The sequence below is a fragment of the Planococcus donghaensis genome (assembly GCF_001687665.2).
GTDB classification, from domain to species: Bacteria; Bacillota; Bacilli; order Bacillales_A; family Planococcaceae; genus Planococcus; species Planococcus donghaensis.
Window position 1 is genome coordinate 3,053,227 of the sequence record NZ_CP016543.2, and the last position, 19,660, is coordinate 3,072,886.

16 protein-coding genes are annotated in these 19,660 nt (G+C 38.7%); 2 read left to right on the plus strand and 14 right to left on the minus strand.

Going from position 1 to position 19,660, the window contains the following annotated elements:
* Positions 1–29 precede the first annotated feature (29 nt).
* The 4 genes from BCM40_RS15010 to BCM40_RS15025 form a co-directional block, all read right to left on the minus strand.
* Positions 30–1,265, minus strand: coding sequence for a sugar ABC transporter substrate-binding protein (locus tag BCM40_RS15010; RefSeq protein WP_065525165.1), 1,236 nt, complete (start codon positions 1,263–1,265; stop codon positions 30–32).
* Between the two features lie 71 nt (positions 1,266–1,336).
* Positions 1,337–3,715: a glycoside hydrolase family 65 protein gene (locus BCM40_RS15015; protein ID WP_065525164.1), complete on the minus strand. Its 2,379-nt coding sequence runs from the start codon at positions 3,713–3,715 to the stop codon at positions 1,337–1,339.
* 355 nt (positions 3,716–4,070) lie between these two features.
* Positions 4,071–4,790 (minus strand): alpha/beta fold hydrolase, encoded by a 720-nt coding sequence (locus BCM40_RS15020; RefSeq protein ID WP_065525163.1) that lies wholly within the window; start codon positions 4,788–4,790, stop codon positions 4,071–4,073.
* Between the two features lie 25 nt (positions 4,791–4,815).
* Positions 4,816–5,067: a hypothetical protein gene (locus BCM40_RS15025; protein WP_065525162.1), complete on the minus strand. Its 252-nt coding sequence runs from the start codon at positions 5,065–5,067 to the stop codon at positions 4,816–4,818.
* Between the two features lie 397 nt (positions 5,068–5,464).
* On the opposite strand from BCM40_RS15025, the gene BCM40_RS15030 reads away from it, so the two are divergent.
* A complete protein-coding gene (locus BCM40_RS15030; RefSeq protein ID WP_083394541.1) occupies positions 5,465–7,750 on the plus strand; it encodes a putative bifunctional diguanylate cyclase/phosphodiesterase in 2,286 nt (761 codons plus the stop codon).
* 75 nt (positions 7,751–7,825) lie between these two features.
* On the opposite strand, the gene BCM40_RS15035 is transcribed toward BCM40_RS15030, so the two are convergent.
* The 10 genes from BCM40_RS15035 to BCM40_RS15080 all read right to left on the minus strand — a co-directional run bounded on the left by BCM40_RS15035 (position 7,826) and on the right by BCM40_RS15080 (position 17,898).
* On the minus strand, positions 7,826–8,410 hold the full coding sequence (locus BCM40_RS15035; RefSeq protein WP_065525161.1) for a DJ-1/PfpI family protein: 585 nt from the start codon (positions 8,408–8,410) through the stop codon (positions 7,826–7,828).
* Positions 8,411–8,686: 276 nt separating this feature from the next.
* Complete coding sequence (locus BCM40_RS15040) at positions 8,687–9,706, minus strand: CobW family GTP-binding protein (protein WP_065525160.1); 1,020 nt, start codon at positions 9,704–9,706, stop codon at positions 8,687–8,689.
* Entirely contained in the window at positions 9,703–10,032 is a 330-nt protein-coding gene (locus tag BCM40_RS15045) for a hypothetical protein (RefSeq protein ID WP_083394542.1), read from the minus strand. The genes BCM40_RS15040 and BCM40_RS15045 overlap by 4 nt, the downstream gene beginning before the upstream one ends.
* A gap of 107 nt (positions 10,033–10,139) precedes the next feature.
* Positions 10,140–11,024, minus strand: a complete 885-nt coding sequence (locus BCM40_RS15050; protein WP_065525158.1) for a polysaccharide deacetylase family protein — start codon at positions 11,022–11,024, stop codon at positions 10,140–10,142.
* A 57-nt stretch (positions 11,025–11,081) separates the two neighbouring features.
* Positions 11,082–12,572, minus strand: coding sequence for an NCS1 family transporter (locus BCM40_RS15055; protein WP_065525157.1), 1,491 nt, complete (start codon positions 12,570–12,572; stop codon positions 11,082–11,084).
* Between the two features lie 93 nt (positions 12,573–12,665).
* A complete protein-coding gene (locus tag BCM40_RS15060) occupies positions 12,666–13,481 on the minus strand; it encodes a carbon-nitrogen hydrolase family protein (RefSeq protein WP_238323736.1) in 816 nt (271 codons plus the stop codon).
* 215 nt (positions 13,482–13,696) lie between these two features.
* Positions 13,697–15,367, minus strand: coding sequence for a sigma 54-interacting transcriptional regulator (locus BCM40_RS15065; protein WP_065525156.1), 1,671 nt, complete (start codon positions 15,365–15,367; stop codon positions 13,697–13,699).
* A gap of 213 nt (positions 15,368–15,580) precedes the next feature.
* Positions 15,581–16,006 carry a DUF4064 domain-containing protein gene (locus BCM40_RS15070; protein WP_065525155.1) on the minus strand — a complete coding sequence of 142 codons (426 nt, stop codon included), beginning with the start codon at positions 16,004–16,006 and terminating at the stop codon, positions 15,581–15,583.
* A gap of 22 nt (positions 16,007–16,028) precedes the next feature.
* Positions 16,029–16,985, minus strand: a complete 957-nt coding sequence (locus BCM40_RS15075; protein ID WP_065525154.1) for an ABC transporter permease — start codon at positions 16,983–16,985, stop codon at positions 16,029–16,031.
* On the minus strand, positions 16,978–17,898 hold the full coding sequence (locus BCM40_RS15080; RefSeq protein ID WP_065525153.1) for an ABC transporter ATP-binding protein: 921 nt from the start codon (positions 17,896–17,898) through the stop codon (positions 16,978–16,980). Before BCM40_RS15080 ends, BCM40_RS15075 begins: the two co-directional genes overlap by 8 nt.
* A gap of 229 nt (positions 17,899–18,127) precedes the next feature.
* Here BCM40_RS15080 and BCM40_RS15085 point away from each other — a divergent pair, with 229 nt between their 5' ends.
* On the plus strand, positions 18,128–19,657 hold the full coding sequence (locus tag BCM40_RS15085; RefSeq protein WP_065525152.1) for an FAD-dependent oxidoreductase: 1,530 nt from the start codon (positions 18,128–18,130) through the stop codon (positions 19,655–19,657).
* The last annotated feature ends 3 nt before the right edge of the window (positions 19,658–19,660 follow it).

Genomic DNA, 19,660 nt, shown 5'->3' on the forward strand with positions numbered 1-19,660 from the left:
GCGTGTTCTCCTCCTTTACTGTGAAACGATTATTTTGTTGCGTTCTGCCATGCAGCATCCAAATTGCTAATGAATTCATCACCTGTGACTTTTTCATTCGCAAAGAATTCTTCTGTAGCTGGTGCAAAATCATTCGGTACTAAGTTTGCAGGATAGTAATTATGTGACCATGGAATTGTTTCACCATTATTTGAAGCTTCAAATACTGCTGTCGATAACGGATCCAAGTCATTAGCTTCAATATTCGTCATTGCTGGGATAAAGCCAAACTCTTCAACAATAATCTGTTTACCAGTTTCACTCGTATGCAACCATTCTAAGAAATCAATAGCTGCATCGATTTCTTCTTGTTCTTTTTCTGAGTTTACTGCCCAGTTGCTACCAACGCCTACTGCAAGCTTATCATTTCCTTCAAGTGGGAATGGCGCCATACCTACTTCAAAATCAACGTCGAAATCATTCAACAAGCTTGATGCCCAGTTTCCTTGATGAATCATCGCAGTTTTACCAGCTGCAAAATCACCGACTTGTTGGTCATAAGAAACACCAAGTGGGCTTGGAGTATTCGCTCTAATCGACTCCATGAATTTACCAAATTCAAGGAACTCTTCAGTTTCCGCCATTGTCGCTTCCCCACTAGTCAAGCTATCCATGAATGCTTCTGGATCTTCTTGAAGTGAAAATGGATAGTTACTAATATGGCCAATCAAGAAGTACGCTTCTGACGACAACCCTAATCCATTGATATCTTCTGATTTAAATTTTTCTAACGTGCTATTAAATGACTCGTAATCTTGAATATCTTCTGGGTTCACTAAATCTTTGTTGTAAACAAGGCCAAATCCTTCTACGCCGTAAGGAATCCCTACTAATTTATCATCAACCATTAATGCCATATTCGGTGCGATATCTTTTACGAATTCTTCTCCACTCAAGTCATATACATACGATTCTACCCGTTTTGCCACTGTTGAATTTTGGAGGCTCATAATCGATGGTCCTGTACCATTATTAAGACGAATTTGAAGCTGTTGGAAATAATCATCCCCAGTTGTACCGATAACTTCCACTTCTACGCCAGTTTCTTCCGTATAGGTTTCTGCAGCTGCCTCTAGTTGATCAGAAATCTCAACCTTTGTCTGGAAAATCGTGATTTTCTCAGAACCACCTTCTTTTGCTTCTTCTTCTCCCCCGCTACATGCAGCTAATCCAGTCATCAGCGTAGCAAATGCTACACCCGTCATAAACTTTTTGTTAAATACCATCTGTAATGCCCCCTTTGATTTGGTTGTTTTATTGGAAATAAAATGAGTAAATCATTTTATTAGTTCCCTAATTAATGTGAATTAATCTCGATTTCACGGCCAATTTGTATTTCAATTTCCCCGTTTTGGATGTGATAAGTTTTGCCGTCTGTTTCAAATGTGACCGCTCCGTCATACGCGGTAACTTTGAGTGATTGATGGGTGATTTCTAGCGTTAACGCTGTTCCTTGCCAGCAAATTGCAAACTGCATCCTGCGCCATTGTTTCGGCAATCGGGGATTAATCTGCAAGGTCGATTCCGAGAACCTAACCCCACCAAATCCAAAAACAGCAGAAGTCCAAATGCCGCCGATTGCTGCAGCATGTATGCCATCATCAGAAGTGTTCATTTGTTCTCCAAGATCGATTTCACATGCTTTCCGGAACAATGAATAAGCTGTATCACTTTCTCCCAAATCATTTGCAATAACAGCGTGCACCGCAAGACTTAGAGAAGAGTCATGCAAGGTTCGCGGTTCATAAAATTGATAGTTTTCCTGTTTGACAGCACTTGATAAACGGCTGTCTTGCTGAAGAAAGGTTTGCTCTAGTAAGTAAAATAGCAGCAATGTATCCGCTTGCTTAGTTACTTGGATTCCATTGATTTGTTCTGAATTATAGTCTCGGTAAATCATTCTTACCTTGGATTGATTTTTGTATTTTGCAAGATCAATTTCTGGAAGTTGCAAATAAGTATCATCTTGCGGGATGATCAAGTCCGTAGTTCGCGGTTCCGGTAAATAAAGCTTTTCCGCTTTGGTCTTCCAATCCAAGTTAGCATCTCCCAAGTCAAAGGTTTCTAAGAATTGCGGATTTTGAGCTGATAGCTGTTCGGCATAGCGTTCGGCAAGCTTCAAATTGAAATACGCCATATAGTTGGTAAATGCATTATTGCTTACGTGCTCTTTATATTCGTCAGGTCCAATAACGTTATGGATTTCATATCGTTCACGCTCTTCGTTCCACTCCAGTCGACTACTCCAGAATTTTGCGGTTTCAAATATCATTTCATACCCGCAACGTTCCATGAATTCTTTATCGCCTGTAACTTGCTCGTATTGATAAACTGCAAAAGCAATGTCAGCGGAGATATGTTGTTCGATAAAACCCGACCAAATTTTCGACTGGGCTCCTGTTACTATATCGATATCTCCCCATATAGGTGTAGTTTCTCCATCTTCTGGCCAAGCCATCTCCCAAGGATACATCGCGCCTGCATAACCGTTTTCTTCTGCCTTTTTTCTGGCTCCTGCAAGACCATGATACCGATAAGTAAGCAATGATTTGGCAGCTGTAGGATTGGAATAGATGAAGAATGGCAAGATGAAAATCTCAAGATCCCAGAACGTATGACCTTTATAGCCTTCTCCACTCATCGCTTTTGCTCCAACTCCCAAATGCTCGTAACCGGAAGGCGGTTGCATGGCCGTTAAGTGATAGAGAGAAAATCTAAGCGCTAATTGATCGAATGCATGATCACTTTCCACTTTAAAGTTGTAGTTTTTCCATACTTGGTCATGCCACGCTTTGACATGTTCTTTAAAAAGGACATCATACCCTTTTTCTTCATATTGCTTTAGTTCTTCGATTGATAGTTGGCGCAATTGCTCGAAATCCATCGAATTTTGCTCAACTACTTGATCCCGGCTCGTATGCACAGTTGATAGCTTTTCCATCTCAAGTTTGTCATTAGGCTCCAAGTAGAACTCATAAGCCATCCACACTTTTCGGCGTTGCATATCTTTGTCTGCAACTGGTAAGGTGGGCTCTCCGTTGAAACGAAAATGATGAACGGTGTTGAACACCATCTCTACATCAGATTCGCTCGTCTTTTGACTAAGTTGGATAAAGCGCTCGTCGAGTATTCTTCGCTCTCCTTCAAGAAAATGCTGTGCACCCGAATTTGTCATCTGTCCATTAATACCGCTGTCGAAAGAAATCGCTACTGAATGGCTCAGACTTTCCACTTCCACCTTCATTGCTATCAAATGCATGTTATTTAACGATACAAAACGGCTGAATTTAAATTGTAATTTTTTCTTTTTTGGAGATTCCCATACGAATGACCGAGTCAATTCTGCTGTTTTTAAATTGAGTTGTTTGATGTATTCATTGGTCTCTCCAAATTCTAGGCTAAAACGTTCCCCATCAACCCGTATATCGAGTTGCGTAAAATCAGCTGCATTTGGCAGTTCAGTCACTTCATTTTCTTGAGATTTATTGAATGTCCCATTGATGAACAAATTTCTCTTTTCTTGTATGTACGGTTCCTCTGTTGCAGAACGAAGTCCCATATAACCATTTCCGAGCATCATAATGGCTTCACTTTTTCCTAATACATCAGCTGAAAAGTCTGTTTCTGCCACAATCCAGTTTTTCAAATCACCCGTCCCAACCGAGTAATTTATCATTAAAAGTCACCTTCTCTCAATTTACGAAAACGTTTTAGTTTTTCTCAAAAAAAATATTCACGCTTAATTTATTAACTATTTTAACTTCTTTTCACATACTATTAACTTTCTGGAATTGAACATATTTTTGGAATTATTATGGAAAACGCTTACATACCCCCTCATTATAGTTACTCTATTTTGAATAGTCAAGAATATAGATCAAGGAACATGCTGACTATTCACCAACCGGAATCACTCTGCGCTTCGAGAAAGGAAAAAGTTTCTCATTTCTGCAGGATAAAAACTTTTAATTTTCCGCAAATTCAAGAAAATCACTCTCTCTCTCTCAATTAACCACGCAAGCAAACAATCTTCAATCACTCTCCATAATTTGTCTTAGAAATAAATTTAATATCTCACTATAGAGCTTTGGTTGTTCAGAATGGACTAAGTGAGAGGCAAATGGAATAATCGAAACATGAACATTATCTTGCATCAACGGATATGTTATCGCCCCTTTCGTCTCATTTGGATTGCCTTCTCCTACAATGAGTAAAATCGGTGATTTGATATCAGTTAAATCTTTTGTTTCACCAAACGGATACCACTCTGAATTACGCACGACATCTAGTAGGTGTTTCCAATCTGATAAATGCAATTGATCAAAATATGCAATAGCTTCGTTATTTTCCAGCAATTCTGTCTGAAACCTAACTTCCTGTTTGTGCATTTCGAGCCAGTCCTCCGGTTTTTCTGGAGTAATACCCGATAGCGTCAAACTCTTTACTTTTTCCGGAAACCTTTTAGCAAAAAATAACCCTACTAACGCTCCTAAAGATGCTCCGACTATATGAGCTGATTCCACTCCTTCTGCATCTAATGTATGAGATAAGTCTACAGCCGAGTCCTCGAAAAAGTTTGATAAATTATTGTTAATCGATTTTCCATGTCCCCTCAAATCAGGAAGAATGATTTGAAAAGAGCTTTTAAAGTATTCTCTTTGGTACTCAAAATCAGTAGTTCCTGCCTGTAATCCCGTATGTAAAAACACAATTGGCTCACCTGATCCAACTTGTTCAGTATGTAATATCAATGTATTCCACCTTTCTTTAAGTATTCTATATAGGTAAATCGCCTTTTTCCCAATCCATAGGTCCTTCATTCGATGGGATAAACTTATTCCAATACTCGCCTGTTTTTTTATCAAAGATGATGAGGTTATTTTCATTTGCCGATATAAATTCATAGCGATGTTCCTCATTAGCGATACCTGGATTCTGCCCTTTTCCAAATGTCATTCCTATAGTAAAACTTAAAATGATAGAAACTATTAATGCAAAACCTATCGCTACTGCCGCTTTTCTTTTCATTTTACCCCTCCTTTTATCAACTTAACATATAGAGTGAATAATGGAATTATTTACATATTATATTATTAGAAAACGAAATTCTCTATCTTCCTAAAAGGAAAACTTACTTTGTACAAAAAAATTATCAAACTCTAAAAAAATGAATATTTCTTACTTTCGAATACCATATTTTGGTTAAAAACTATTCTCTTATCCCAAAAAAAGTCTTATAATGGGAGGCATAAGAATCACGCTATCCAATAGTATGGTAGGAAACAATCCTATTGTCTGAAACGAGGTGAACGATATTACTAACTTCCGTACGATTCATTGGTTCGGTCTATACATATTTCTACACATTTCCATTTACTACTCTTGGATTTTTTTGAGTAGAACAAGTGACAGCAAATTTGTCCTAGTGGAAAACCTCATTTCATGGTTGGCACCAATCGTAGCTTTTGTGACTTTGTTTATCGTTTACCGAAAGTCAGTGGGCAGGCTACGTCTTTTCTGGTTATTGCTTTCTCTCGGTTGTTTAAGCTATGCCATTGCTGAAGGCATTTGGGTGTATAGTTACAATATTTCTCATGTAGAGCCCAATTACCCTGGATGGCCAGACCCTTTTTACTTTCTTCAGATTTTCTTCTACTTAGCAGCATTTATTTATCACCTGATGCAGAAAAAAGAAAACGCTTATCAAATTAAATTCATCTTTGATATGATGATTATCATTGCTGTCTCAACTGCTCTAAGTTGGCATTTTCTAATTCAACTTCTGCTTCCAGATGCCACAGCTTCACCGCTTTTGTTCGTCGTCTCCATTGGTTATCCCGTTGGAGATTTACTACTTCTGTTCGGTGCGGTTAGTTTATATATTGGCTATTCTTACACATTATCACCTCGTGTATTGATTTTGATAATTGCGGGGTTGGTTTTCCAAGTTTTTGCCGATACGGCTTACTTGTATTCCACCGTTGCAAATACTTACAGCGCAGAAAGTTTCTATAATCCATTGTGGTCGTTAAGTCTATTGCTCGTGGCATTTTCCGGTTTGTATTCGCTAGACCCGATAAAAAAATCTGTTTCTGGCAAGACTTTTATGCACATAACAGACCGAATTTCGGTTCGTATGTTATTACCTTATTTTAGTTTACTTATGCTGTTTATCGTTATTATTGTTGAAGAAAGCAAACACACGAGAGGGTTGGTAGCAGGGGCTTTTGTGGCAACTGCCCTAATCGTCACTAGACAGATTTTCACGTTGCGTGATAACCGAAGATTGTTATTCAATTATGACCAACTAACTTCTGAGCTGGAAGAAAAAATTGCACAACGCACGGTAGAAGTAACTTCTAAAAACCAACAATTAGAAAAAGTCATTCACCAAGTAGAACACATTGCTTACCACGATGAATTGACCGGCTTGCCCAATAGAAGACTATTCCTGAAAAATTTAGAGTCTTCCATCGCTACTGCTGATGAGAGTGGTAAAAAACTCGCTGTGGTGTTTATTGATTTAGATCGATTTAAAAACATTAACGATACGTTCGGTCATGAGTTTGGTGATTTGCTGCTTCAAGATTTTTCCCGAAAAATTTCAGAAAACCTGCGCTCTGTTGATACGATTTCACGTCAAGGTGGCGATGAATTCACACTTATTCTTAATAACATACAAGATGAAGCAGACATTACGCCGACCATTCATCGAATACAAGCTGCTTTTCAACAAGCTTTATCCATTAAGGATCAAGAACTGCACGTCTCTATGAGTATCGGAATCGCGATTTATCCCGATAATGGTACATCGACAAGCGAATTATTGAAACACGCCGATAGTGCCATGTATAGTGCGAAGGCAAAAGGAAAAAACAACTACCAGTTTTTCTCGGACGATATGTCACTCGTTGTTTCACGAAAAATTGCATTGGAAAATGAGCTGCGTCGCGCCCTTGCCAACGAAGAGTTCCTCTTGCATTATCAGCCACAATTTAATGCTCATACAAGAGAAATTACGGGGATGGAGGCATTGGTCCGCTGGCAAACAGCAGAAGACGAAATCATTTCTCCTGCCCACTTTATCCCATTAGCAGAAGAAACTCGGTTGATCCTGCCATTAGGTGAATGGGTTCTCAATACAGCTTGCGAACAAGCCAAACTATGGCACGATCGAGGTCATCATCACTTAAAGTTGGCGGTAAACTTGTCTCCTCTTCAATTTTTAGATGATGACTTGTTGGATATGGTCGAGCGTACATTAGAAAAGACTGGCTTCCCAGCCTCTTCGCTAGAGTTAGAAATTACGGAAAACGTGGCAGTTGATGACATCGATTTAGCCTTATTGCGCATGCAAGCGTTAAAAGACCTTGGGGTAAATCTTGCTATTGATGACTTCGGAACGGGTTATTGTTCATTAAGCTACTTGAAAAAATTCCCGCTTACTAATTTAAAAATTGCGCAGTCATTTGTGCGCGACATGGCGACTAACCCTCATGATGAAGCACTTGTCGAAGCGATGGTGTTGATCGGTCACAAACTCAATATGTCTGTCATTGCAGAGGGTGTAGAAACCGAAGAGCAACTAGCCTTATTAAAAGAGCTTGGTTGCGATGAAATTCAAGGTTATCTGTTTAGCAAACCGCTCACTACCGATCATTTTTCTCAGCTCTTGTCGAAAGAACTTGCAAGTAAAAATCCAATTCACTAAAGATCGCTATTTTAATGCAAATAACCCCAGCATCCTATAAAAGGTTGCTGGGGTTATTTATGGTCTAACACCTCATCATGCAAATCCCATCAATTCTTTTACTTTGTCCTTATTCTCTTTTGACGTGACCATTTCAAGCAGTCTAAAAGCCACATCAAACGCTGTTCCTGGGTTTGCAGAAGTAATAATGTGATCCTCACAAACAATTCGCTGGTCCATCACTTGGACACCGTATTGTTTTAATTGATCACGCCGTTTACTTGTCGGGTGATCGTAAGTTGTGGCTCTTTTGTTTTTCAAAACACCGCTATGTGCCACCATCAATGCAGCGACACAAATCGAAGCAATCGGCTTTTTGTGCGCATCAAAATAACGAACTACTTCTTGGAATTCTTCGCTAAATGCATCTTCATAAAATCCTGCTTCTTCAAAACCGCCAGGAATCGCTAAAGCATCAAATTCTTCTAATGAAATGTCACTTAGCTGCTGCTCAGGAATCACTTGAAAGTTCCACGTACATTGTAGCTGTGGATGCTTTCCGACAGTCACCACGTCTGTAGAGCCGTCGCCTTCCCACTTGTTCCACCCCAGTACATCCGTAAACACACTTGCTTCAGAAGCTTCAAATCCATTGGCTAAGAGTAATAATATCTTTGTCATAGAGCACCTCTCCTTTATACTAGATTGTATAGGATAGTTACGTTTCTACAAATGACTTTATAAAAGATAGTTGAGCTTTTCACCTTACTTTTCTTTGAAATAAAGGGGAGTTATATCGTAAATATTTCCAAAAGTTCCATTAAAAATTTGGTAGCCTGTGATCACCTATTCTACTGTATTGTACAAATCAGTTTGAGTACCAACTAATCCATTAAAAAAAGGGAAAGAAATGCTATTGAAATAGCTTTTCTTTCCTTTTTTTAGATTCCTATTAGATTAAAGAGCCGCATTTAACTCCAATACATCAATATTTGTTCCTAAAAAGTATTGGAAAGCTTTCAGAGATCTTTCGATTTCTGAAGGCTGAATCGTTCTTAATATAAATACTAAATGTGAGTGATGTTCTTCTTCTGGCCAAGTATCCAAATGTTCTGGAGGATGGATGATATGCTGTACTCCATTTAAAACAATTGGCCCCTCTTCTCCAACATCCAATAACCCTTTGACACGAAGAATATCCTCGCCGTTTGCATGAAGAAGTGCACTTAACCACAAGCCAAAAGCTGTCCAATCCAACGGGTTATGAAAGGTAAAAGATATAGATTGAATCGTAGAAGAGTAATGATTTTTGCTTTCTAAATCAGGTATTTCTTTTTCTGCCACAGTGCGTGACAGTTGTCGATAATCTCCTTTTAAGTCATCAAAATCAATATTGCCATGAACGGCTTCTAGTATTTCACAAGATGGGTTGATTCTTTTCAGTTGTTGAATCAGCATTTCTTTTTCTGTCGTTGTTGAAATATCGGTTTTAGTTAGAACAATTTTGTCTGCCACAATCACTTGTTTTATCAATTCCGGATTGTTTTTCATATGAAGCATACCGTTCTTTGTGTCTACAGTTACAACCACGCTATCAATATAGTAATGATGTTGTAGCAGTGGATTTGTTAAAATCGTAAATAGAATAGGAGCTGGATCAGCCATCCCCGTTGTTTCGATGACAATCCGGTTGATTGCTGCTTCTTTATTATGGTCCATACTTAAAAATGATTTAAGTTCATTTTCTAGATCTTCACGGTTATTACAGCAAATGCACCCTCCTTTTAGAAGAGTCGTCTTTTCGTCAGCTTTTTTCAATAAGTGATGGTCTAGCCCTACTTTGCCAAATTCATTTACAATTACCGCTGTATTATTCTGCAATTGAGGTTCTTTTAGTAGTTCTCGCAACAAAGTCGTTTTTCCGCTACCTAAACAACCCGTAATAATCGTAATCGGTTTCTTATTTGTTTTTATCATGATTGTTCCGCTCCTAGTAGCTGCCGTTGCTCTTCTTCAATTTGCTGTAGCAAATGCGGATCTAGCGGATTTACAGGTCTCCCAATCATCTTTTCTGCGGTTCCCCATAGTGCACCAAGGTCATGGACAATTTCTTGATTTCCTTTAAGGTCTCGTAAAACAAACTTACTGCTATTCCAGTCTTCCAGTTTCAAACGATAGTAATGAAGGATTTTGTTGGATAATTTAGCACGTTGCAGACGTGTTCTGTGTCGACTTCTTTGAAGATCACCTACTAGAATCTCGTCATCATCATTCGAGGTTTGGTCAGTCCAGTGTATTTGCATGACGAACTCTCCACATAGAATGCACATTCAAAAACCACCCTTTCCTTTGTTGTATAAACAGATGAATCCGCTCTTATAATAAGAGCGGATTATTTTATAAATGAGGTCTATCCTTTAAACGGATTTCGCTTTGCAAAATCATCTGCAATTTCGTCAAATGTAACCCATTTAATTCCCTCATGCTTGTTAATGTGTTCAATAATTCGTTCGTGCATTTTCAAAACTTGCGGCCGCCCACTGACATCTGGGTGAATCGTCATCGTAAATACGGCATGGTCCATATTTTCATAAACCCAGTCAAATTGGTCCATCCACATTTGTTCAATATCTCGAGGATTTACAAAGCCATGGCTGTTCGGTGATTTTTTGATGAACATCATTGGTGGCAGGTCATCTAAATACCAGTTTGCCGGAATTTCTATCAAACTTGTTTCTTTACCTCGCACCAATGGCTTCATCCATTCTTCAGCTGACTTAGAATAGTCAATTTTTGTCCAGCTATCCCCAATTCTAACGTAATAAGGTGAAAAATCATTATGCATTAAACTATGATCATATTTAATGCCATTTTTGTGAAGCAACTCATTCGTAATATTGGAAAACTCCCACCACGGTGCCACGTAACCCGTTGGTTTTTTTCCGGTTAATTCTTCTACTAAAGTGATAGATTTCAATAACACTGCTTCTTCTTGCTGAGCTGTCATTGCAATCGGATTTTCATGAGAATAACCGTGGATTCCAATTTCATGTCCTCTCGTGTGAACATCTTTCATTTGCTCTGGAAAAGTTTCGATAGAATGTCCTGGAATGAACCATGTTGTTTTCAAGTTGTACTTATCGAATAAATCAAGTAAGCGCGGAGCCCCTATTTCCCCTGCAAATAGCCCTCGAGAAATATCATCTGGAGAATCTTCTCCTCCGTACGAGCCAAGCCACCCCGCTACTGCATCTACATCTACTCCATAAGCCACTAAAATTTCTTTTTTTGCCATTTTCCATTTCTCTCCTTTAATCATATTTTAAAGTTATCAAATTATACTTTAGAAAAATCAAGGTTTTACGACATCGTTTGTTGCCGGATTCAACTTATCTATTTCCCAATCTCCTTTTGAGTTTGGCTGTTCTTCAACCAAACCTTCCACTTCCCAATCTCTGCCCACTGTTGTGCCAAGGTAAGCATCTGAATAGTTGGATTCCACTTCTTTTTGTGGATGTTTTTTCAGATACCAGAACTTCATCAATAGATAGTAGAAAATAATACCAAGCGGGAATCCTACAAGGTACATGTATTGGATAAAGTAAACTGCTAGTCCGCCTGCAGCAATCCATGCAATCATCCCTGCCCAGTTGACACCTTTATCAAATCTGAATTGTCCTTTTGGATCATACAAATCTTGAACGGCAAGACGTCTTTTTCGAATGATGTAATAATCACAGATGATAATACCCGCTACTGCTGATAGAATGGCTCCGTAATAACCCAAGAAAGTAAATAACTGATTGAGTATCGACCACGGTTGGAACAAGGTACCCACTACTCCAGCAATGACAATTCCTGACGTATAAGATAAGTTGAATTTAGCGCCTGCGTTAACGAACGTTAATGAAGCAGGGATTAAATTTGCTGCAGAGTTTGTTGACCATTGAGCTAATACGACCATCGTTAAAAGAATGATCAAGACCCAGCCTGAAGAAGTTGCTTGAATAACTTCAATTGGATTCCAAAGCCCCGCTCCAAGAAGGCTGACTGCTCCAATGACACCCATGAAAGTTTGAACGAGCGGCAATGCAATAATATGAGGCAAATAATTATTTTTGTTTCGTTTAAACCAATTCCGTTCATTCATTGGTGCTTTTACATAGCGAGTAATATTTGGAATATCGACAGCTAAAGCAGACCAGAATCCCATATTGGCCACCATAACCAAGAACCATGTAGTAGATTGTGTCGTGCCAACGTAGTTAAATACGTTTATCCCATTATCAGCGGCCAACCCTACCATATCAATGAAAATCCATACAGATATCACAATAATCGCCGGTGCCGCAATAGCAGCAAAACGATCTACTGCTTTAATTCCGATAGCTGTATTAATTATTTGAACTGCTGCAAATACTAAGTACCATACAAACCAAGAATCAAAACCGGTTAACATATTCACAATGTAGTTAATCGCTGTTGCTCCTAGGTACGTTTGAATTCCAAACCATATCGCTGCAATTATTCCCCGACTGATAGCTGGAATATGAACTCCTGCTGTTCCAAAAGGAGCGCGCATATAAGCTGCAAATGACAACCCATGTTCTATACCAATATCGCCACTCAAACTACCAATGATGGCAATGATTAAGTTTGCTAATAAAATTGCTCCTGCAAGTTGCCATAACGACATCGATTCAATACCGTTGGCACCAATTTGAAATGTTGCGATAATGACGGCCATCCCTACCCAAATGTTAAAAAATCCCCATCCAGAGATAACTCTGTTTTTTCCCTTTGTAGGTATAATATCTTTTGAAATCAGCGAATTTTTTCTCATGTTCTCCCTCTTTTCTTATTAAGTTTATTTATCCAGCTATAAACGCACTTTTTGTAAGCGCTTTAAATCCACAATTAACTTAAGCGAATAACTTTATTCATAAGAGGATTTTTGAATTTGTTGTAGCTCTTGCGTAAATAAGGTTTTATTTAAATCTCTTAAATAAGGCAAGGTTCTCCGCTGCTCTGTAACTTGATTCAAGTCAATTTCGGAAATGATAACGTCCCTTTCCTCTTCGGTATAAACTAAAACCGTTCCAAAAGGATCTATTATGGCACTGCCGCCGCCAAATACAGTTTCTCCTTTTTCAATCCCTGTTCTATTAGAGGCAATTACAAAAACTCCATTTTCCAAAGCTCTCGCTCGTGTCGCAATATCCCAAGCATATCTTCGAGCTTTTCCAAATGCTGATGGATATAAAATGATGTCAGCACCTTTCAATGCTAAAATTCTTGCTCCTTCGGGAAATCCAATTTCGTAACATATTTGAAGTCCAATATTTCCAATAGAAGTTTTAAAAACTGGAAGGTTATCTCCTTTAGCAAATCTAATATTCTCAACATTCCAAAGGTGTGTTTTTCGATAATTTCCGATTAATCCTTCCGGGCCAACCAAAATCGCCGTATCGTAAACAATTCCTTGAACATCTCCTTTTTCTAGAATAGCCGTCGACAAGTAGATATTATGCTGTTTCGCAATCTGTTCCATCCAATTAATCGTGTAACCGGGAATCGTTTCTGCCAATTCTACGTCTTTGTCTTCTACTCTATAGCCGGTATTAAATAATTCTGGGAGCACCACTAGTTTTGCGTTTTTTTGAACTGCTACTTCTATTAGTTTTTTTGCTTCCTCTAAATTCCCTTGAAGATCATAAGGAATGGCATTCATTTGAATAGCTGCAACTGCCAATTTTCTATTTTCCAGTTTCCTTACACCTCCTTCCCCTTTGAATCTTGTACCTATTTATAACACCATTATTTTATTGTCACAATACTTTAAATATTAAAAAACTATGCAAAAATGCATAGTTTTTTAATATTTAAAGCTATAATACTGGTAAAAGCAATTAACATTGTAAGTAATAATAACTATGCAAAAATGCATAGTTATTATGCATTTTTGCATTAAATCCTTTCTTTCGTATATTTTTGGAGTTTTCTGCTGATAGTAGATTGGTTTACCTTTAATACTTCCGCAACTTTTGTTGTAGATCCGTACTTCTTTTCTGCCATTTCTAATAATTCTTTTTCAAGTAATTCTACCGCTTCTTTAAGTGGCATGATTTTGTTAATACTTATACTTTTTTCACTAATATTGTCCACGTTAATATATTCCGGAAGATCTTCTAGTTCGATTAATCCTCCCTCTGAAGTTACAAATAACCGTTCAATTATATTTTGCATCTCTTGAACATTTCCAGGCCATGAATATTCCTGCAACTTTCTTAATACCCGAGGTTGGAATTTCTTCTCTTCCCCATACTTCTGATTTAATTGATCGGTAAAATGAATGATTAAAGGTATAATATCTTCATTTCGTTCTCTTAAAGGAGGGATCGTAATTGGAACGACATTTAATAGATAGTATAGATCTTCTCTAAATCCACCTTCTTCTACTTTTTTTCTAAGGTTTTTACTAGATGCTGTTATTATTCTAATGTTGCTAGTTTTGACCTTATTCCCTTTCCCTTGTAACGCTTTTAGGAACTTTATTTGAGTCGACATGGGCATCTCTTCTATTTGTTCTAGAAACAAAGTTCCCGAGTTCGCCATCTCAATCAGACCCATTTTACTTTCTTTGTTTTCATAACCAAACAACTCTGCTTCTAATATAGCTGACGGCATCGAACCACAATTAAGTGTTATAAAAGGGTGATTATTTCGATTGCTCCATTTATGTATAAAAGTAGCAATTACTTCTTTTCCTACTCCAGATTCACCTAGAAGCAACACCGGGGAATCAACTTTCGCGATTTTTTGAGAAAAACTAACGATGCTCTTCATTTTTTCACTTCTGGAAATAATCTCTTTCTCGATTTCTTCTCTTGCTCGAAACTCTTCAATTTCTTGACGGTAACCTTCTGTCATTTGCCTCAATAAGTCCACTTCAGATTCTAGCTCTTTCACTTCCGTGACATCCCTTGATGCATTAATTACTCTAATAACATTGCCTTCGTTATCTTTAACTGGTGTACCCACTACCATCAAACGTCTTCCTGTTTTCGTTGTCTGGATAAACGATACTTTTTCCTTTTTCTCTAGCACCAACCTTGTAACAGAAGGCTTAAATACCCCTTCCTCTTCTAGTTGATAAACTGTTTTACCGATTAAATCACTTTCTTTATATCCCCAAAGTGCTTCACACGCTGCACTGACCCTTAAAGTTTTCCCTTCTCCATCTGATACATAAATAACATCATATGATGTATCAAAAATCGTTTTAAGATCTAACACTAAATCTTGATAAGAATCCAATTCTTGTGTAAATTCTTCTAACGATGATTTTGTTTGAAAAAAAAGACTAAAACCCGAATCCTCATTTAAAAAGTACAGTGACTTTTTTGCCACAAAACTTTCTTCTGCAAATTTAAACTGAAAGATTTCCGTTTCTTCATCTCTGAGCTCTTCACTAAACAAACGCGGGAATACACCATCCCAATACCGACCAATTACTTCTGCCTTGTTACAATATAGTTTTCTTTCAGCAAACTTATTGAGTTGAGTAATTTTATAATCTCGATCGAAAAAAATTAATCCCATAGGTATCAGATCTATTAGCTGAGAGTGATTATTCATTACTTCCCTACACGCCCTTTCCTATACAGCAACAAGTTTTTCTCTAAATTTTCACACTACTCATTTTAACACCTAAAGTTATGTGCGTAACTAGTTGTTGATAAGAAGAGCATTGATAAACTTATTTGCAACTGATTCCAAGAATAGCTAGTCACCAAACAAAAAATGACCCGAAATATACAATCGTATATTTCGGGTCATTTTTATATTAATTTATCCCTCAATCACGGTCTTAGGCTTCCGTACAAGCGCCATAACACCAGCAATCAGGTAGAAAATACCTGCTAAAACGCCGGCTCCACCACTCACAAATGCAACAATCACCGCTGTTGCGATTAAGATGATTCCTGCCACTACTGGTTTTTTATTGCCTTTTAGCAAGACCATCGCGACAATTCCTAAAATGATAGCTACTACTGAAGAAACCGTGAGAAACCATCCTCCTGTGCCTAGCATATCTAACATTTCATCAAAATCGCCCATACCCATTTCCGGATTTTCTGCAGCCATTTCATTAAATGACTCTTCCATAACTCCTCGATTGTTTTGGAGCCAAATCATGAGGCTTCCAATTCCTGCGGTAAACACATAACCCAGTACCCCAATAATGGCTAATACCATTTCTGCTGTTCTTTTCATACTACTCCTCCTCAATTTTTGTTTATTGTCCTGCGATGTCGCGTTTCGTGAATGCTGTCCATGCTGCTCCTAAAAACACAACAAAGTATACAAGGAGCACTACTACTGAAAACGTTAACGTCATGTCTTCATTGATTGGCATACCACCAGCTACATACTGTTTTAAATTGGTGTTGGCAAATAGAATATATTTAGCCCAGTCGTATTGCGCGAAAAATACAACAATCGTATTGCCTGCCATCATTAAAAAAATCGCCAGTCCAATTGCCATGCCGCTGCTTCTGAAAATCGCCGAAATCATAAAGGCAAAAGTCGCCATCATAACTAAAGTGACCAAACTGTACCCATATGCTTCAACGATTTCACCAAATACACCGACTTGAACAAAGCCTTCTATTTGTCGCTGAACTAACGATGGATTCCAACCATTTAATCCAAACAACACAGTCCCCGTCATCCAAGAAGTTACTAATAGGAATAAGAGCAGGGTTAGTGCAAAAACCAATACGGACAAATATTTGGAGAATAAAATCTTTGTCCTAGAAATGGGACGAATCAGTAACAACTTAATTGTACCCCATTTAAACTCATTTGAAATGATTCCAGCAGCCACGACAATCGTGAACAAGCTGATCAATGACGAAAGGACGCTGTTTTCTAGTACATACTCCCAGCCATCATAAGGTGCAGGCTTAATATCGTTTTCTAAATAGTAGTTGTTTTCTTCAATCATCGGTTGATTTATGCTTTGGATAAATTCATCATTTTCCATCTCAGCGAGAAGCTGTGCGTTTTCTTCTTGAAGCTCAGTTCGCCAGTTATCGCCGTATTCTTTAAAGTCGGCTTCTTCCCCCATAAACTTGGTTAACAATCCACCACCAATGGCAATTGCGAGTATGACAATAAACATCACCCACGTTGATTTTTGGGCATATAATTTTATTTGTTCGTTCCAGATTAAGTTCATGAAATTACTCAATGGTATTCTCTCCAATCAAGTCAAAGAATTTATCTTCGAGTGTCGCTTGCAGCACACGAACGCCATAAATGCTGATTCCTTGTTCGACTAATTTTTTCAAAATGGCTGGAATTTCTTCACGTTTAACTGACAACGACAGTTCTTTCGCAGTCACGCCGATTTTGTTTGCTAATTGCGTTTCTAAATACGTTTTAGCAGGAGCTAACGGTTCTGCTTCGATATAAACTTCTTGAAGCGATTCTTCCGTTTCGACGCTCTGTACGTTTTCAATGGCAACCAATTCGCCATTTTTAATAATGCCGATCCGGTCACACATTAATTCGATTTCCGATAGCAAATGACTCGAAACAATCACTGCGACATTTTCTTTTTCCGCTAAATTGCGTATGTATTTGCGAATTTCTCGAATACCTGATGGATCCAGTCCGTTAGTAGGCTCATCTAATATTAATATCGATGGTCGGTGTAACAACGCTTGTGCAATCCCGAGACGCTGACGCATACCTAGTGAATAGCGCCCTGCTTTTTCGTGAATGGCGTTACCTAAACCGACCAGTGAAACCACTTCGTTCATGCGCGCTTCTGTTACGCCATCTACCATGCGCGCGTATTGCTGCAAGTTTTTCCAACCGCTTAAAAATGGGTACGTCTCCGGATTTTCAACGATTGCGCCTACATGTTGAATCGCATTTTTAAAATCCGTCTTAATACTTTTTCCTTCGATCAACACATCACCATCCGTAATGTCGATCAAGCCCACCATCATTCGGATTGTGGTCGTCTTGCCCGCTCCGTTCGGTCCTAAAAATCCGAACACTTCGCCTGCTTGAATTTCAAAATCGAGTCCTTTAATAATCGGTTTTTTCCCGATGGTCTTTTTTAACTTCACCAATTGCATTGCTGGTTTAGACATACACTCGCCCCCATAAATTATCTTTCCTCCTACTTTTACGAATAGGAAGACAAATAGTTCCTGTAAATGGGAAAATACATGAAAAAGCAACAAGGAAGTTATCTTCACTCCTCTTAATTTACGTTTTTTCACCCTTATTTGCTTGAAGAAGACCTATAAAGGATATAGTAACAGTACAAGATAAAATTCAAACCGGGAAATAGCTGATATTCAATAGGAGGTCTTCATCGTGAAACCACAAATATTGATCGTAGGAGCTGGCCCAACCGGTCTGGCTCTTGCTCATAGCCTTGCCACTCAAGGCGTTCCTTTTCGAATCATTGAAAAAAATTCGGGTACGGGAAAAGCTTCTCGTGCCTTAGCTGTTCATGCGCGAATCTTGGAGCATTATCAACAACTGGGGTTGTCTGAGCGGCTCGTCAGTAGAGGGCAGCCGATTTTGTCATTGGATTTGAGTGATGGCAAAGAAGTAAAAGCCAACCTCAAATTTAACGATTTCGGAAAAGGGCTGAGTCCTTTTCCGTTTATCCTTAGCTTGCCGCAAGATGAACAAGAAGAAATGCTTGTAGATGAATTAAAGAAAATCGGAGTCGAAATTGAATGGGGTACGGAGTTGTCTTCTTTTGCAGACAACGGAGACTCGGTAACTGCAGTGTTAAAGAAAGAGGGACTTCCAGAAGAATCGGCTGACTTTGAGTATTTATGCGGCTGTGATGGTGCCAGCAGCATGGTGCGAAAAGGAATGGAATTCGAGTTTCCAGGAGGCACGTACGAGCAATTATTTTTTGTTGCCGATGTGGAAACCGAAAAATTAGAAGAAAAAATGGAAAAAATGGACATGTATATGGACGATGATGGCTTTATGTTGTATATGTCTGTACGCAACGCCCGCACGAAAAGAATTCTCGGCGTCGTCCCTGAAGAATTTAACGATCAAAAAGGAATCGAATATCGTCATATTAGCGAATACATTGAAGATAAAATTAGAGTGAAAGCATCAATTGTCAATTGGTTTTCTACTTACCGCGTCCATAACCGCGTGAGTGAGCACTTTTCCAAAGGACGCATTTTTATATTAGGAGACGCGGGGCATCTTCATAGCCCAGCAGGCGGACAAGGGATGAATACCGGCATTGGGGATGCCATTAATTTATCGTGGAAACTTGCAGCGGTATGCCAAGGCAAAGCGGCCCCTTCTCTACTCGATACGTATGAATTGGAGCGGATTGGTTTTGCCCGAAAGTTAATCGCGACGACCGACAAAGCGTTCCAAACTATCATTAATCAGCATCTTCGCGGAACTCTATTACGTAAGGTTATAGTTCCGCATATTTTGCCTTCTATGTTCAAGCTAGCGTTTGTTAAAAAGAACGGCTTTAAAATTTTGTCGCAAATCCACATTAACTACCGAGACAGCCCCATAAGTAAAGGCAAAGCCGGCAAAGTCTATGGGGGCATGCGCTTGCCGTGGATTCAAACAGCAGGTCGCGACAATTTCACTCCGTTGCAATCCGTGGATTGGCAAATTCACGTATACGGCAAAGCTAGCAAAGAACTGATCGATTTTGCTCGCTCTCATTCTTTCGAACTTCATGAATTTGCATGGGAACCTGCTATGCAAAAAGCCGGGTTCCACCAAAACGCCTTGTACTTTATCCGCCCGGATGGCCATGTGGCTTTGGCGAATAAAACGCAAGACGTTGGGGTGTTGAAGGGGTATATTGATGAATTTGAATTTGCTGCTTTTCGTGCACAGTGAATT